This is a genomic window from Rummeliibacillus sp. SL167 (genome assembly GCF_007896505.1).
Classification (GTDB): domain Bacteria; phylum Bacillota; class Bacilli; order Bacillales_A; family Planococcaceae; genus Rummeliibacillus; species Rummeliibacillus suwonensis.
This window is the reverse complement of sequence record NZ_VCBM01000001.1, coordinates 427,500-442,591: the sequence shown is the minus strand read 5'-3', so window position 1 is coordinate 442,591 and position 15,092 is coordinate 427,500. Positions and strand designations below refer to the sequence as shown.

Sequence of the window (15,092 nt, the reverse complement as noted above, 5' to 3'; positions counted from 1 at the left end):
AAACCTATTACATATACGTCTCAACATTCAAAATGTATTCACTTTTTACTAATTTTATTTATCTTAGGAATGAACAGGAAGACATCAACTTCAAAACTCTAGTAAAGAGCAATAAAATAATGAAAGAACATCTGTCTTATGCTTCTCCTTATTTTTTCTAATCAACACATCTGATATATAATCGCCTTAATCAGCAAATATTCCATGATCCTGTTGTAAAATTTTCTTTTTTCTATGTATCTTTTTAAAAGTGAAAAATAAAAGAATAACAACCAAGAAATTGAATAAACTACTCAACGCATTTACGTCACTTTTTTCTCCCTCTCCCATAAAAAATAGAAATAAATTCAATATTCCAGCAACTAAATTGAAAATCAATACGTAGAAATAGAAGTGAGAGATTTGTTTATAATAAATGATTTTGGAAGCATAATTTGTATACAATTCAAACGTTTCCTCAGTCGATTTTCTACGAACATATACCCATTTGTTAAAAATACAGACAATTTCCACGCCTGCTGATTCTAAAAAATCTAAATAGTCTTGGCGATCTTTTGGTAATAATACAATGCGATAAGTATACTTTTCTGAGTCACCTTCCTCAAAGCCATAATAAAATGGGAAAACTTTCTTTAGCTGACGTCCTTTTTGGCTTTGTTCATTAATCCATTTTTCTTCTTTTTCATAATCGATAAAGCCCCGAAAATATCTCTTCATCATCATTCCTCCTGACTTAATAAATGTTGTCCATTCTTATAAAGCTCTTTTAAACGTTCAACTTCTTTTTTTACTATTTCTTTGCCTAAATCAGTAATAATATATTCCTTTTTTCGCCCATCTTCATCATATGGAACAATCCATTTTTTCTTTTGCAACGATTTAATGGCACCATATATGGTTCCTGCTCCTAACCTAACACGTCCACGACTCATGTCATCTGCAAACTGCATAATGCCATATCCGTGACGCGGCTCATAAAGTGCCAGTAAAATATAATACACGCCTTCCGTTAAAGGAGCATACTCATCTGACATGAAAATCCCTCCATACATTGGCATATGATATATCGTATGTCGATATATTAAATATATCAGCACTCGATATATTCAGTCAACCATAAATGGAAATAATACCTAATTATATTTTGTGTAAATGGTATTCAGAGTTTGAGATTTAGGTTCAAAGGTACTTTCACTAATGTGCATTAGGATGTCCTCCATTACATTCCTATCCAAAGAATCTCTTCTATAGCTGACATCTTTTTTTTCAACACAAAAACGGCTTCTTTTTGTCGCTTCGCTTTCATCATAAAAACCGCCGTTGATGAAGACAAAGAATTTCCAATCCCCAACATGAACACTATATAAATGCAACGAAATTTCTGTTAAAATAATAATATAAAGTAATCATATTGGAGATGAATGTATTGACAAAATTAGAAGGAAAGCGAATTGCACTTTTAGGCGCTCGAAAAGCAGAAGAGCAAAGTACAATCGTCCAAAATCTTGGCGGTACACCCATATTGCGCCCTTCTCAAGGAACCATTTTTTTAAATGATGAAAATGTAAAAACTGAAATATTGAATATCTTAAAAGGTTATTTTGATTGGATCATCTTGACAACAGGAGTTGGTACGGAAACACTCATTAAAATCGCGGATGAACTAGGAAAAAAAGATGATTTTCTAGTCGCTTTAAAAAATACAAATATTGCGGCAAGAGGCTATAAAACTGTGAATACATTAAAAAAGTACAGCCTTACTCCGATTGCAAGAGATGATGATGGAAGCACGGTTGGCTTAATAAGAGACTTAAAACGCTTTGATTTAAAAGATTTACATATCGCATTGCAACTTCATGGAGATCCAGCACCCAATCTGGTCAATTGGTTAGAGCAGCAGCAAGCCGAATTCCATGAAATCCTTCCTTATCAACATATCCAACCTGAAACGGCGATTTTAGAAAAATTATTAGCTGAGATACTCGAACAAGAAGTTGATGCTGTAAGTTTTACAAGTACCCCTCAAGTTCGTTACCTTTTTGCTTATGCAGAAGAAAAAGGAAAAAAAGCGAAACTACTTCAAGCTTTTGAAACAAATGCAGTGGCATTATCCGTTGGAAAAGTAACAGGACAAGCTTTAAAAGAACAAGGTGTCCAACGAATTGTTATACCAGAAAACGAACGAATGGGCAGCGCCTTAGTAAAACTTGCCCAATATTATGATCAACTTGAAAATGTCTTAAGTGAATAAAAAGCGAAGAAATCAGTTTAGAAAGGCAGGTACTCTCTCTTGATATCCATTTAGCGAAAGAAAGTGCCATTCATTGATCAAAAAAGGAACTACTTGGAGCAATCATCAATCATTGAAAAAGCAAAAGGTACAATTTAGATTTCATACTAAATTGTACCTTTCTATTTTTCCGACAGTTCCTTCTAACCTTGGATATGTTGAATATGAACGTCTTTTAAGATATCATTAATCACCCAACTTGCAGCAAATAATCCAACTGTAGAAGGTGTAAATGCATTGGAAGATGGCGGCATCTTTGCCTTTCTGATCGCTGCATCTGGCTTCCCTACTGTTTGTGCAACGTCCTCCCGAATGACAACTGGACTTTCATCAGAAAAAATAACAGGGACGCCCTTTTTAATACCTTCTTTGCGTAATTTTAGACGAATTACTTTGGCAAGTGGATCTGTATGTGTTTTTGAAATATCCGCAATTCTAAAACGAGTTGGATCTGTTTTGTTAGCAGCCCCCATACTAGAAATCACTTTAATATTACGTTTCAAGCATTCTTTAATAATGTGAATTTTATATTTTACTGTATCAGAAGCATCAATGACATAGTCTATACCATAGCTAAAGAATTTTTCATATGTTTCTTCTGTATAAAACATATGCAGATCGATGACTTCACATTGTGGGTTAATATCCGCAATTCTTTCTTTCATTACTGCTGATTTGGATTTGCCAATGGTAGAGAGATAAGCCACTAATTGACGATTGATATTAGTAATATCTACTTCATCCTTATCGACTAAAATAATTCGCCCCACTCCACTTCTAGCACATGCTTCAGCAGCGAAAGAGCCAACGCCTCCAATACCTAAAATAGCGACTGTCGTTTTTTTAAGTTCATCTAAACCTTCTTGTCCTATTGCCAGTTCATTTCTTGAAAATTGATGTAACATGAACGTCTCTCCTATTAATAAAGTAATCCCATTCTATTACTTAGATAATTGCTCCATCAAAAATATAAACCTAAAGTATAGAGGAATGCAAGTAAAGTTTTTAAAAAGTACCTTTTCAACGTAAGCCCGAAGTATAATAGCCAACTATCTAAAATTTTTCGGATAGTTGGCTATTTTGCACATATGAACTTTCTTTTACATTAATCAACGTATAATGAATTTCCTCATCACAAATCAAGCTTTTCACATAATGACTCTTTAATTACAAACATTGTCCTTTGTCTTTTCGTAAAAGTCGCAACACGGTGGACTCCTAACTGCTTCAACTGTTCTGCCGATTCGTTTACATACATCCCTAAATCTTGAGGAAAATGAGCATCTGAGCTTAATGTGATTGGTACATTGCTATCTACTAAATAGTGTAAAAAAGTTGGACTCGGACATTCCTCTTTAACTGGATAGCGGTATTTTAATCCAGCATTGATTTCAGTTGCAAGATTGTGCTCTTTTAACGCATTTGCTATTTTTAAATACCATTCATGCATAAATTCTTCATCATCTATTTGGTAATTAAAAACCTTGAGATTATCCAGATGTGCCACAAAATCGAATAAATTACTTTTGATCATAGCTATTACTGATTGAAAAAATCGTGTATATAGTTCTTTCAAATCGTATAGTTCGAAGCGTCGCTGTAACTTGGGATTGTCGAAACCCCACCCATCAACATAATGAATAGAACCAATTACAAAATCCCAATCATTTTTTGAAATCCATGATTGAAGCTCTTGCTCCCCACCTTCAAAATAGTCACATTCAATACCTAATTTTAGTTCTATACCGTGTTGTTTCCATTTCTTTTTTTGAGATTCAACAAAAGCAACAAATGCCTCCATGTTTTCCGTCATGACCTGGTCGAGCCAATTCTTTTGAACTTGTCCTAATTCCGAAGATTCATTTACATCTAGATGTTCTAAAAAATAGTTTCTTGTTTCTTTAAAACGGTATAAATGATCCACAACACCTACTTGTTTTAAGCCAAGCTGTTTCGCACGTTTTAAGTATAGGTCAAACCAAAACTCACTGTATGCTCCTTCAGTCATTCTGAGTTGTAGCAGTTGGATTCCGCGTTCCATGCTAACTTTTTTGCTATCTAATTGAAAATTATCTGTCATTATTACCAATGAATGCATGGTCTTTTCTAGCCATTTCGCATTATACGGACCCTCTTCAAGATGAAAATGAAAATCTACTGGCATTTAGTTCCCTACTTTCCTCCAAATCGGCTCCCATTCTTCCCAAGGACAGTTTGCCGAACAAATAATCTGTTTGAATACATACAAAGGACCAATCGCTGAAAAAGATTGTTTATTTATTTTTGAGCTATCCACTAGTAAATAGGCTTCATCACATTGCGACACCATATACGTTGAAATTGCTGCTTCATCGACATCATAATCATACACAATCTGCTCTGTTATACCACCACAAGAGATAAATGATTTTTGAACATAAAAGTGTTTCATCCATTCTAAAGTCATACTCCCTGCAACAGACTGTTGATCATAGTTCACATGTCCACCTACACAGATCACTTCTCCAGTAAATTGTTTTCGTTCGATGGCTCGACAAAACTCTTGTGTTGCTGCCAATGAATTCGTGATGATTTTTATATTATCCCCTACTATATATTGAGCAAGATGAACCGTCGTTGTTCCCACATCTACGTATATCGTATCTCCACTTTCAATTAATGAGGCAGCCACTTTCGCAATACGTTTCTTTTCCTCTTCATTCGTATTCATTTTCAACATGAATTTTGGTTCCTTTGCTGGAGGTTCATATTGCTTTGCTCCACCGTGAAAGCGTGTAACACGTTTTAAATTTTCTAATTCCTTTAAATCTTTGCGAATCGTTTCAGGAGTTAAATTCAATTGAAAGGCTAGCTCACGAACAGTCACATTTTGATATTGTTGAATATATTGAACAATTTGCTCATGACGCTTCTCTTTCATTAATTTCATGCTACTTTTACCAAAGCATCTTTCGGAATTGCTAATTGAACGGTAGCTCCGACTTGTGGAATAGATTGATGGTCATTTAATTGCTCCATTACAATCTGTTCACCATGGACGTTTACTTCAATTTGAACGATTGCACCTTTCATTCGAATACCTGAAACGACGCCTGTTGTGTTATAACTGTGTGCTTTAAGTTGGAAAGATACTACTTCTGGGCGAATAGCAAATTGCTTGCCATCCATTGAAACAGGTTCACCTAGTACGATAGATAGTTGATCTTTTGATAAAACATTATAATTGCCAATAAAGTTTGCGATAAATGTGGACTGAGGGTGCGTGTAAATTTCAGTAGGAGTACCTATCTGCTCTATCCTCCCTTGATTCATCACAACAATTCGATCCGATACGTTCATTGCTTCTTCCTGATCATGCGTAACTAAAACCATCGTTGTATTTAATTGCTGCTGTATGTCACGCAATTGGATTTGTAAATTTTTTCGAATTTGTGCATCAAGAGCACTTAATGGTTCATCTAACAATAATACTTTTGGACGAACAACCAATGATCGCGCTAATGCAACACGCTGCTGTTGCCCTCCTGAAAGTTGGGCAGGATATTGGTTCACTTTATCTTCTAGACCTACTAACGAAATCATGTCATAAACGCGTTTGCGAAGTTCCGTTTCAGTTAGTTTTTGAACACGTAGTCCAAATGCAATATTTTCTAATACGTTTAGATTTGGAAATAGAGCATATTGTTGAAACACCATTCCTATTTGTCGTTCTTTTGGCACTTTATGATTTACAACTTTGCCATCAATAATAATATTACCAGCATCTGGTTTCTCCAATCCTGTGATTAAACGCAATATCGTACTCTTGCCGCAACCACTAGGTCCAAGAATCGTGATAAACTCGCTATCATTAATCGTTAAGTTAATGTTGTTTAGCACCATTTTCTTTGAATAGCTTTTTTGAATCGACTGTAACTTTACTTCGCTCATCTTTTCGTACAACTCCTTTATTTGCCGAGAATTTCATAACGATAAACGTCAAGCATGCCATTAACACAACATATACAAATGAAATCGCACTCGCTACATGTCCACTCGTCTGCAATTGTTCCATTAAGTAAATTTGTAATGTTTCGTATTTAGATCCAACAATTAAATTAATCAATACGAATTCTCCAAATAAAATTGAAAAACTTAACAACGTAGCAACGAACAATCCTGGATAAATCGATGGCAATAATATTTTGCGAAATGCATACCATTTACTTGCACCTAATAATTCCGCCGTGTCCATTAAGGTTCTCCCATTTACCGTTAGCAAACTATTTTTTATTCCTTGGTATAAATAAGGTAATATAATGACACAATATACTCCTCCAATGACCACTATTAATGGCATAAATGAACCAGAGTAAAACTTCAATAAACCGACCGACAAAATAATACCCGGAAATGAGTAAATTAAAACGATGATCGATTTAATCCACTTTTCTTGTTTCGGTAAATACAAAACAATGACGCAAATCGCCGGCACTATAAACATAATGGAGACCAACACTGACACTGAACTTAACAACAAGGAACGACCGAAAGCAAGTAAAAATGTCCCATCTTGAAACAAGCCAATCACCCATTTCAATGTCAGCCCTTCAGGTAAGATGGATTTATTCCATGAGGTTGAAAAGGAGTATAATGCCATTCCCAACAATGGCAATCCTAAATATAGAAACAATGCCCCTAAGGACGTATATCGTGTAATTTTCATTTATAAATGCACGTCCTTCCGCATTTTTTTGGAAAACCATTCACTTAAAAACATCACCACGACCATAATGGCTCCTAAAATAACAGCAATTGCACTGGCTAACTCAGGCTGTGCAAAAATATCTCCTGACAATAACGCTCCAATTTGAATAGCTGCTAAGTTATAGCCACTACCTGTTAAAGCATACGCAGAAGCATATGCTCCCATTGCATTTGCAAATAAGATGGTGATGGTTCCAGCTAAAGCAGGCCATATAATCGGCAAACCAATTTTTCTCCAAAAGTAACCATTTGAAGCCCCTAATAGCATAGCAGCATCTTTCATATGCTTTTGAACTGCATAAAAAGAAGGGTACACAAGCATGATTGCAAGCGGTAATTGGAAATAAATAAAAATTAATAATAAACCAGACCAACTATATAAATTGAAAGACCAATTCCAACCAATTGATTTAATAAATAATGTGAACAACCCGCTATTACCTAACAAAATGATAAACGCAAACGCTAAGGGAACACCTGCAAAGTTAGAAGTTAAATTAATAATAACTAAAATTCTTTCTCTCACTTTTTCTGAATAATGGTAGAGTGACCCTGATACAAAGATTGCTACAATTAATGCAACAATAGCTGATACAGTAGATAGCCAAATACTATTCGCAAAGCCCTGTAAAACATATGCACTTGTAAAGATTGATTGGTAATGACTTAAACTCCATTCACCGTTCGATTGGAGGCTACTGTACAGCATATAAATTAACGGTACAAAGAAAAACAAGAGCAATAGCATAATGAAAGGTGACAAAAATAGAAACATCCACTTTTTCATAAAAACCCTCCTCAATAAATGCCTGGTACTTGTAAGTCTTGCATTTTCTCTGAAGGGTTTATCTGCAACAATTCACAAATTAACGGGGCAATTTGTAGTTGGCAAAGTTCCTCTTCATAAACCTTTGCTTCTACACTGTTGGAAATAATATACAAAGGCACTTCCCGATCGGCAGTCGTATTACCACCATGATTACCATCATCCGTCATTCCATGATCGGCTGTGACAATAATTTGGTAATCCCGTTCTAACCAATATGGAATGGATAACGCCAATAAACCATCTGCGGCTAAGACTCGGTTTCGATATTGAACGGAATTCGCTGTAAATTTATGTCCATCATCATCAATATTCATGGAATGGATATACAATAAATCTGGTTGAAACGTATTGCATAATGCATGGGCATCTGCAAATACATGGGAATCTGGATAATGGTCCTCAAAATAGTAGATTCCATGATCAATTGGTCCTTTTGTATGGAGCTGGATGCGATCATTAAAATGTTGAAAAGGTGTTCTCTGATACAACTCACTCAACCAATAGTAAGCTGCTGCTGCCGTTACTAAATTGTGCTCTTTTGCTAAATGGAAAATACTCTTTTCTTTAGATGCTCTACTAATAAAATTGTTTACAATGCCATGCTCGATGGGTGGTGTTCCAGTACAAATCGTTTCATACATTGGGCGAGACAAGGCTGGCAATTGTCCTTTCACCTTAAACCGAGCTGCTTTCTTTTGCTCAACTAAATGTTGCATATACCCTAGATGTGTACACGCAACATCGAAACGAAGTGCATCTAAAACAATAACGATGACTTTATTTGACATGAACTAAGACCTTCTCTTTCCATAATGTAGGAATTTGCGCAGTTGTCTTTTCCCACGCTTCAAAGTCTTTCACTGGGCGAGCATGTTTATATAGTTCAGCATCTAGTAATTTTCCTTTTGCTTCATCAGACAATTTTACATTTTCACGAATTGGGCGAGCATATCCTTTTGCTAAATTATCTTGCCCCTCATCAGATAAAATATATTCTCTTGCAAGCATCGCCGCATGTGGGTTTTTAGCATATTTGTTAATAATCGTTGTATAACCCGATACGACAGATGCATCTGAAGGAATCGTTACTTCGAAGCGGTTCGGATCAATTTTATCGCGATTGCCAAGTGCATTGAAGTCCCATAATAACGCAATATCCATTTCACCTTTTTCTAAATTAGCAATATCTGGATCTGTTGAAACTAAACGTCCTTGTTTAGCAATCTCAGCAAAATACTCAATTCCAGGCTCGATGTTTTTTTCATCGCCTCCGTTTGCATATGCAGCGGCTAAAATAGCAAATTGTGCTTGGTTAGAAGTTAAAGCATCACCAACCGCCACTTTGTAATCTGAATTGAGAAGTTCCTTCCATGAAGTCGGTATTTTATCTACGTTATTTTTATCTGCTAAGAAAGCTATTGTTCCCGTATATCCTACAATCCAGTCACCATTATCATCTTTCGCCCAATCAGGAATCTCATCCCAATAAGAAGTTTTATATGCTAATGTCAAATCTTTATCTTCAGCGATGGGACCATATGCAATCCCAACATCTCCAATATCGGCTGATGCGTCTTTCTTTTCCGCTTCAAACTTTGCAATTTCCTCTGCACTCGACATGTCTGTATCTGTTTGCTTTAGACTATATTTTTGCTCTAGTTCGTCCCAAGTTTCTACCCAGTTTGCCCAAGTATCTGGCATCCCTACAGAATTAATTTCACCTTCTTTTTTAGCCTCCTCTTCGATTTCTTCTAGAGTTGTCGAACCTAAATCTTCTGTATTTCCTGTTCCAGCTTCGTTCCCACATGCTGCTAAAACACCTAACGACAGCATTGATATCGCCAATAAACTTTTATGAACTTTCTTCATTCGAACCCCTCACTTTTGTTTTAGTTTTGAATACAGTTAAAATATACAATTCAAAAGTTAAGCAAAAATAAAACAAAAATTAAGGTTATGTAACCATGTGTAAATAAGTTGTGAATTTGTAAATTTAATAGTGAATTTGTAAATTTAATAAGTGCTTTATTTTGTTCGAATCACTCTTTTTCTTTTGTTTCCTAACACTAAACTTACTCCAGCAGAATCATAGAAAAATAAAAAACTCCCAATCCTAAAAGAATCGGAAGTTAAATCTCCTAAAAGTAACAAATCCCAATTATGCCGTTGCTTTTTAAATCGTTTTGAACCCGCACTCTTTGCAGGTGGGTGTCGTATTTGAAACTTTAAAGGTCCCCATCGGGCATGTTTGCCGTTCCAAAATAACAACTCCCAATGATATTATGTTCGGTCAAGACTGATTACGTTTCAACGAACATATCAGGATTTGTTGTTAATTAATACTAACATAAGGGTTCAGAAAAATCAAAATAAACCATGGAGAATTTAATGGGAAATTTTTGAGAATAGGTAGAACATCATAGATAAAGAAACACCTTTTATCATCAAAATTCTCCAAGTATATAAAGGAAAATAAATTTAGAAAGTAGAATAAGAAAAGAAAATGAATAACATAAATGGATGTGACTTAATGAGTAACAAAAATAAAATGGACGTATTTAAAAAGGACAGGGATAAATGGGAGAAAGAGAAAAAAAGTAAGATCGATACGAATGACTCTTTAAATCGTACTTTATATGGAAGCCCAACTATTGGCGGCATTATCATTTTTCTAATAATTTTAGGAATAATCATTTATGGAATTTTTATAAAATAAAAATATCATCAGATTTTACTTTTATAGTACTGGTCCAGCATATCTCCAAAATACATTTGTAATTCAAAGACAAAAAGCTTATCCTAGTTCAAATACTTTTTCTTATACATCTCCAAGTAATTGGGTGACTGTTCAATCTATGCAGTAGGTATAACTACTAATATAGATATAAATCGAAGAATAGCCCCTGAAAATTAATTTTAGTAAACACTAGTGTTAGTATGTGTATCTCTAAAACAATTTACGGAGTAGTTGAAGCTACTTCAGCTTAAACATTCTATCCATCAAAAAAATTATGAATTGGCTGAACTGTTATCTCCAATATTCTGTATAATTTTTCCAAATGCTATAATTCTTTATAGTGAATTAATGTTGATTACTTTTTAGACCAATTAGATACACATTCAATATATTTCATCGTAAGTGAAACTCCATCAGTGGGAGTTTTCTTCATCCCCCCACTGATGGAGAGAAGAACTCAGGTTAAAAGCGCCACGTCCTGTCCTGTGGCAACACCTGAATGACCAACATCCTGCCCGCCCAAACCAATCGGACGCATGCGTCAGTTGATCCCCCATCTATCTTTCTCGTTTCTCTCTAAATCTTGAGGTGGGGGACAGCGGGATAAAGAAGAAATATCCTCATTACTACGACTTAAATAACTTTTTATTCGCTTCTTTCATAATTAGTAACTAAGATCTTTTGCTCCATTCTTTTAAAATCTCAATGATTGTTTCATTTTGCTTTTTCACATCTTTTAAGTTTTTTTCAATAATACTACTTGATAAGAAAACGATTATGATAAGCGTTATGCCTACTATTAATTCCATTCATTCCAGTCCTTTTCTAAAATTATTGTCATAATAATATAACAATCCAAGCACTTCAACAATAAGAGCCTGAATTATAAAGTCATTTTTAAAAACAGCCATTCGATTCAACTATACAAAAAGAGGAGCCAAGAATATTGAATCATCCTTCTTTGGCTCCTCTTTACTAATCCCATATAGACAATCCGCAAAATATAGTCAGGAATGTAAATAATCTATACTTTACCTTTCCTTAAACAAAATATTACCCTTTTAGTTTTCGTCAGCTAATGTCTTTGTACGGATGTGTAAGTCGTCTAACTGAGCTGTTGCTACTGAGCTTGGGGCATCTGTCAACAAGCAGCTTGCAGATGCTGTTTTCGGAAATGCAATGGTATCGCGTAAGTTATCGCGCCCAGCTAATAGCATGATGAAACGGTCAAGACCGAATGCTAAACCACCATGTGGCGGAACACCATATTCAAAGGCATCCATCAAGAAACCGAATTGTTCCTGTGCTTGTTCTTGGGTGAAGCCAAGTACTTTGAACATTTTTTCTTGAAGGTCTTTTTCGTAGATACGAAGAGAACCACCGCCTAGTTCATAACCATTCAAAACGATATCATAAGCTTGAGCACGAACTTCGCCAGGAGCTGTTTCCATTTTTTCGAGATCTTCATCAAACGGACGAGTGAATGGATGGTGAGCTGCTGTATAACGTCCTTCTTCTTCTGAGTATTCCAATAATGGCCAATCTGTAATCCATAAAAAGGCGAATTGAGATTCATCAATCAATTCTAATTCTTTTCCTAATTTTTTACGAAGAGCACCAAGCGAATCTGCCACAACAGATTTTTTATCTGCTACGAATACTAATGTATCACCTGGTTCTGCTTTCATACGTTCAACTAATTTTTTGCCGTAGTCATCTTGGAAGAACTTACCGATAGGACCCGTAAGCCCTTCTTCAGTTACTTTGATCCAAGCAAGACCTTTTGCACCGTAACGACCAACGAATTTTGTCAATTCGTCTAAATCTTTACGAGAGTATTTATCATTAGCCCCTTTAATATTAAGACCTTTTACTTGGTTGCCAGCTTCAACGGTTTGTGCGAATACTTTAAAGCTGCAACCACCAACAACATCTGTTAAATCGATTAACTCTAAACCAAAACGAACATCTGGTTTATCTGAACCGAAACGTGCCATCGCTTCGTCATATTTCATACGTTGGAATGGACGTGGGATATCGATGCCTTTAATTTCTTTCATCACTTTTTGGATTAGGCGTTCATTAATATCAAGAATCTCTTCTTGTGTTAAAAAGCTCATTTCCATATCGATTTGAGTAAATTCAGGTTGGCGATCAGCTCGCAAGTCTTCATCACGGAAACAACGAGCGATTTGGAAGTACTTTTCAAATCCAGAAACCATCAATAATTGTTTAAACAATTGTGGTGATTGTGGAAGAGCATAAAATTCGCCTTCATGCACACGTGATGGTACAAGATAGTCACGTGCACCTTCTGGAGTTGATTTTGTTAGAATCGGTGTTTCTACTTCTAAAAATCCTTCATCTTGTAAGAAGTTACGTACTACTTTTGTTACGTCAGAACGTAATTTAAACGTTTTGTACATTACAGGGCGACGTAAATCTAAATAACGGTATTTTAAACGTAAATCTTCGTTTACTTGGATACGGTCTTCAATTTGGAATGGTGGTGTTTTTGCTTTGTTGATCAATGTTACTTTATCAACGTACACTTCGATCATACCAGTGTCTAAATTAGGGTTAACCATTTCAGGTGTACGAGGGCGTACTTCACCTTCTACTTCAATTACGTATTCACTACGGAATGAATCTGCAAGATCTAGTGCTTCTTGAGAGTTTTCTGGTGTGAACACGACTTGTGTTAAACCAGTACGGTCACGTAAATCGATAAAGATTAAACCACCGAAGTCACGACGGTATTGTACCCAACCTTTTAATACGACGCGCTCGCCAACATTTTCAGCGCGCAAAACTCCACATTCATGTGTGCGTGTTGCCATGTATAATTCCTCCAGTTAATGTGTTTGTAAATAATTTACTAAATCATGGAATGGTATTTTTTCTTGGTTACCTGATTCCATATTTTTAACGCTTGCAACATTTTCAGCTAGCTCTTGTTCGCCAAGTACAATCACCCATTTAGCACCTTGGCGGTCAGCTGCTTTCATTTGTGCTTTCATTTTACGGTTTGAATAATCGATTTCTGTAGAAATACCTTTTGCACGGAAAGAACTTGCTAATTCTACAGCTTTTCGTTTCGAATCAGCATCCATCGTAACGATAAACACATCTAATTGATTTTCAGTATTTAACTCTTTCCCCTCAGCTTCTAAAGCTAAAAGTAAACGTTCGATACTCATAGCAAATCCAATACCAGGTGATTCAGGTCCACCAATTTCTTCAACAAGACCGTTATAGCGACCTCCACCACATAAAGTGGTGATCGCGCCCAATCCTTCAGCAGTGCTCATAATTTCGAAGGTAGTATGATTATAGTAATCCAAACCTCTTACTAAATTTGGATCTACTTCATACGAAATACCAAGTATATCTAAATAGTTTTTCACTTGGTCAAAATAACTTGCAGATCCTTCATTTAGATAGTCTGTTAAAGCAGGTGCCGTCGCCATTAATGGATGTTCACGATCCATTTTACAATCTAAAATACGAAGTGGATTTTTTTTAAGACGTGATTGACAGTCTGGGCAAAACTCATGAATATGTGGTTCAAAATGCTTCACTAATGCTTCACGGTGTTTTGTTCGAACTTCATGATCCCCTAGAGAATTAATCACTAATTTTATATCTTTTAATCCAGCTGCTGCATAAACATTCATCGCAAGCGCAATCACTTCTGCATCAATTGCAGGATCTTTACTACCAATTGCTTCTACGCCAAATTGTACGAATTGTCGATAACGTCCAGCTTGTTGGCGTTCATAACGGAACATTGGTCCCATGTAAGATAATTTTACTGGCTGATCAGGTTGACCAAACATTTTATGTTCAACATAAGAACGAACGACAGAGGCTGTACCTTCTGGTCGAAGTGTTATGGAACGTCCTCCCCGATCCTCAAATGTGTACATTTCCTTTTGCACAATATCTGTTGTATCGCCAACACCACGTTGGAATAACTCAGTTGATTCAAAAATAGGTGTGCGAATTTCTTGGTAACGGTAAACATGGCAAAGATGTCGAATGATTTCCTCAACTTTTTGCCATTTTTCTGTTTGACCAGGCAAGATATCTTGGGTGCCCCTAGGTACTTTAAAACTCATACACAATCTCCTTTCTATTTTTAACAGTCTTCACTGATGATGAACGCGATATGAAGCTTCGACAGCTACTGTCATAAAGTAAAACTTTAATCAGTGAGGGTTTTCTTCATCCCTCACGGATGATTAGTTGAATCAATCGGGCGCATGCGGCAGTTGATCTCCCTCCTACCTTCTTTGCTTTCGCTGAATTTTGAGGAGAAGTATTACTGCCCGTTAATGCGGGATAAATTAGTTTCAGTCTTGCTGTTGAAAACTGAAAAAACATTTTGATTCAAACTTTTCAATGTTTCTGAAGACTCTGCATGCTATCTTCTGCAAACAAAAAGCTCCCGCCCCTTGCTTAATGCAAGGGACGAGAGCTATATAAGC

Annotated in this window: 15 protein-coding genes, 1 other RNA gene and 1 other annotated feature (1 of these 17 only partly in view); of the genes, 2 read left to right on the top strand and 14 right to left on the bottom strand. The window is 35.9% G+C overall.

Translation table 11 applies throughout. The features are described from left to right. Nucleotides 1–186: 186 nt before the first annotated feature. Both FEZ13_RS01830 and FEZ13_RS01825 read right to left on the bottom strand, forming a co-directional pair. On the bottom strand, nt 187–717 hold the full coding sequence (locus FEZ13_RS01830; protein ID WP_186725726.1) for a DUF2812 domain-containing protein: 531 nt from the start codon (nt 715–717) through the stop codon (nt 187–189). A gap of 2 nt (nt 718–719) precedes the next feature. Further along, nucleotides 720–1,034 carry a PadR family transcriptional regulator gene (locus FEZ13_RS01825; protein WP_146551240.1) on the bottom strand — a complete coding sequence of 105 codons (315 nt, stop codon included), beginning with the start codon at nt 1,032–1,034 and terminating at the stop codon, nt 720–722. Between the two features lie 392 nt (nt 1,035–1,426). Between FEZ13_RS01825 and FEZ13_RS01820 the strand changes: the two genes are divergently transcribed. Further along, a complete protein-coding gene (locus tag FEZ13_RS01820; protein ID WP_146551239.1) occupies nt 1,427–2,251 on the top strand; it encodes a uroporphyrinogen-III synthase in 825 nt (274 codons plus the stop codon). Between the two features lie 182 nt (nt 2,252–2,433). Here the strand turns inward: FEZ13_RS01820 and FEZ13_RS01815 are convergent, their stop codons facing one another. From FEZ13_RS01815 to ssrS, 9 genes are all read right to left on the bottom strand, one after another. Further along, nucleotides 2,434–3,195 (bottom strand): tRNA threonylcarbamoyladenosine dehydratase, encoded by a 762-nt coding sequence (locus FEZ13_RS01815; protein ID WP_146551238.1) that lies wholly within the window; start codon nt 3,193–3,195, stop codon nt 2,434–2,436. 227 nt (nt 3,196–3,422) lie between these two features. Then, the gene (locus tag FEZ13_RS01810) at nt 3,423–4,454 is read right to left on the bottom strand and encodes a histidinol phosphate phosphatase domain-containing protein (RefSeq protein ID WP_146551237.1); all 1,032 of its coding nucleotides are present in this window, start codon (nt 4,452–4,454) and stop codon (nt 3,423–3,425) included. Beyond that, nucleotides 4,455–5,210, bottom strand: coding sequence for a DeoR/GlpR family DNA-binding transcription regulator (locus FEZ13_RS01805; protein ID WP_186725725.1), 756 nt, complete (start codon nt 5,208–5,210; stop codon nt 4,455–4,457). A gap of 5 nt (nt 5,211–5,215) precedes the next feature. Continuing rightward, the gene (locus tag FEZ13_RS01800; protein ID WP_146551235.1) at nt 5,216–6,220 is read right to left on the bottom strand and encodes an ABC transporter ATP-binding protein; all 1,005 of its coding nucleotides are present in this window, start codon (nt 6,218–6,220) and stop codon (nt 5,216–5,218) included. Then, the gene (locus FEZ13_RS01795; RefSeq protein WP_146551234.1) at nt 6,153–6,995 is read right to left on the bottom strand and encodes an ABC transporter permease; all 843 of its coding nucleotides are present in this window, start codon (nt 6,993–6,995) and stop codon (nt 6,153–6,155) included. Before FEZ13_RS01795 ends, FEZ13_RS01800 begins: the two co-directional genes overlap by 68 nt. Then, nucleotides 6,996–7,823 (bottom strand): ABC transporter permease, encoded by an 828-nt coding sequence (locus FEZ13_RS01790; RefSeq protein ID WP_146551233.1) that lies wholly within the window; start codon nt 7,821–7,823, stop codon nt 6,996–6,998. A gap of 11 nt (nt 7,824–7,834) precedes the next feature. Beyond that, nucleotides 7,835–8,653, bottom strand: coding sequence for an alkaline phosphatase family protein (locus tag FEZ13_RS01785; protein WP_146551232.1), 819 nt, complete (start codon nt 8,651–8,653; stop codon nt 7,835–7,837). Further along, entirely contained in the window at nt 8,643–9,734 is a 1,092-nt protein-coding gene (locus FEZ13_RS01780) for an ABC transporter substrate-binding protein (protein ID WP_146551231.1), read from the bottom strand. Before FEZ13_RS01780 ends, FEZ13_RS01785 begins: the two co-directional genes overlap by 11 nt. A gap of 278 nt (nt 9,735–10,012) precedes the next feature. Further along, nucleotides 10,013–10,194, bottom strand: a non-coding RNA gene (ssrS, locus tag FEZ13_RS01775) — 6S RNA. A gap of 201 nt (nt 10,195–10,395) precedes the next feature. Here ssrS and FEZ13_RS01770 point away from each other — a divergent pair. Then, complete coding sequence (locus FEZ13_RS01770; RefSeq protein ID WP_146551230.1) at nt 10,396–10,581, top strand: hypothetical protein; 186 nt, start codon at nt 10,396–10,398, stop codon at nt 10,579–10,581. Between the two features lie 692 nt (nt 10,582–11,273). Here FEZ13_RS01770 and FEZ13_RS19260 read toward each other — a convergent pair. From FEZ13_RS19260 to hisS, 3 genes are all read right to left on the bottom strand, one after another. Beyond that, entirely contained in the window at nt 11,274–11,411 is a 138-nt protein-coding gene (locus tag FEZ13_RS19260) for a hypothetical protein (protein WP_186725724.1), read from the bottom strand. Between the two features lie 252 nt (nt 11,412–11,663). Further along, nucleotides 11,664–13,442: an aspartate--tRNA ligase gene (aspS, locus tag FEZ13_RS01765; RefSeq protein WP_146551229.1), complete on the bottom strand. Its 1,779-nt coding sequence runs from the start codon at nt 13,440–13,442 to the stop codon at nt 11,664–11,666. Between the two features lie 15 nt (nt 13,443–13,457). Beyond that, nucleotides 13,458–14,723: a histidine--tRNA ligase gene (gene hisS / locus FEZ13_RS01760; RefSeq protein WP_146551228.1), complete on the bottom strand. Its 1,266-nt coding sequence runs from the start codon at nt 14,721–14,723 to the stop codon at nt 13,458–13,460. A gap of 345 nt (nt 14,724–15,068) precedes the next feature. Next, nucleotides 15,069–15,092, bottom strand: a binding site (T-box leader); it runs 214 nt beyond the window's last position.

Coding starts and splice junctions, on each gene's coding strand:
- FEZ13_RS01830 (WP_186725726.1), bottom strand. CDS start 717: ATGAAGAGATATTTTCGGGGCTTTATCGATTATGAAAAAGAAGAAAAA.
- FEZ13_RS01825 (WP_146551240.1), bottom strand. CDS start 1,034: ATGTCAGATGAGTATGCTCCTTTAACGGAAGGCGTGTATTATATTTTA.
- FEZ13_RS01815 (WP_146551238.1), bottom strand. CDS start 3,195: ATGTTACATCAATTTTCAAGAAATGAACTGGCAATAGGACAAGAAGGT.
- FEZ13_RS01810 (WP_146551237.1), bottom strand. CDS start 4,454: ATGCCAGTAGATTTTCATTTTCATCTTGAAGAGGGTCCGTATAATGCG.
- FEZ13_RS01805 (WP_186725725.1), bottom strand. CDS start 5,210: ATGAAAGAGAAGCGTCATGAGCAAATTGTTCAATATATTCAACAATAT.
- FEZ13_RS01800 (WP_146551235.1), bottom strand. CDS start 6,220: ATGAGCGAAGTAAAGTTACAGTCGATTCAAAAAAGCTATTCAAAGAAA.
- FEZ13_RS01795 (WP_146551234.1), bottom strand. CDS start 6,995: ATGAAAATTACACGATATACGTCCTTAGGGGCATTGTTTCTATATTTA.
- FEZ13_RS01790 (WP_146551233.1), bottom strand. CDS start 7,823: ATGAAAAAGTGGATGTTTCTATTTTTGTCACCTTTCATTATGCTATTG.
- FEZ13_RS01785 (WP_146551232.1), bottom strand. CDS start 8,653: ATGTCAAATAAAGTCATCGTTATTGTTTTAGATGCACTTCGTTTCGAT.
- FEZ13_RS01780 (WP_146551231.1), bottom strand. CDS start 9,734: ATGAAGAAAGTTCATAAAAGTTTATTGGCGATATCAATGCTGTCGTTA.
- FEZ13_RS01770 (WP_146551230.1), top strand. CDS start 10,396: ATGAGTAACAAAAATAAAATGGACGTATTTAAAAAGGACAGGGATAAA.
- FEZ13_RS19260 (WP_186725724.1), bottom strand. CDS start 11,411: ATGGAATTAATAGTAGGCATAACGCTTATCATAATCGTTTTCTTATCA.
- aspS (WP_146551229.1), bottom strand. CDS start 13,442: ATGGCAACACGCACACATGAATGTGGAGTTTTGCGCGCTGAAAATGTT.
- hisS (WP_146551228.1), bottom strand. CDS start 14,723: ATGAGTTTTAAAGTACCTAGGGGCACCCAAGATATCTTGCCTGGTCAA.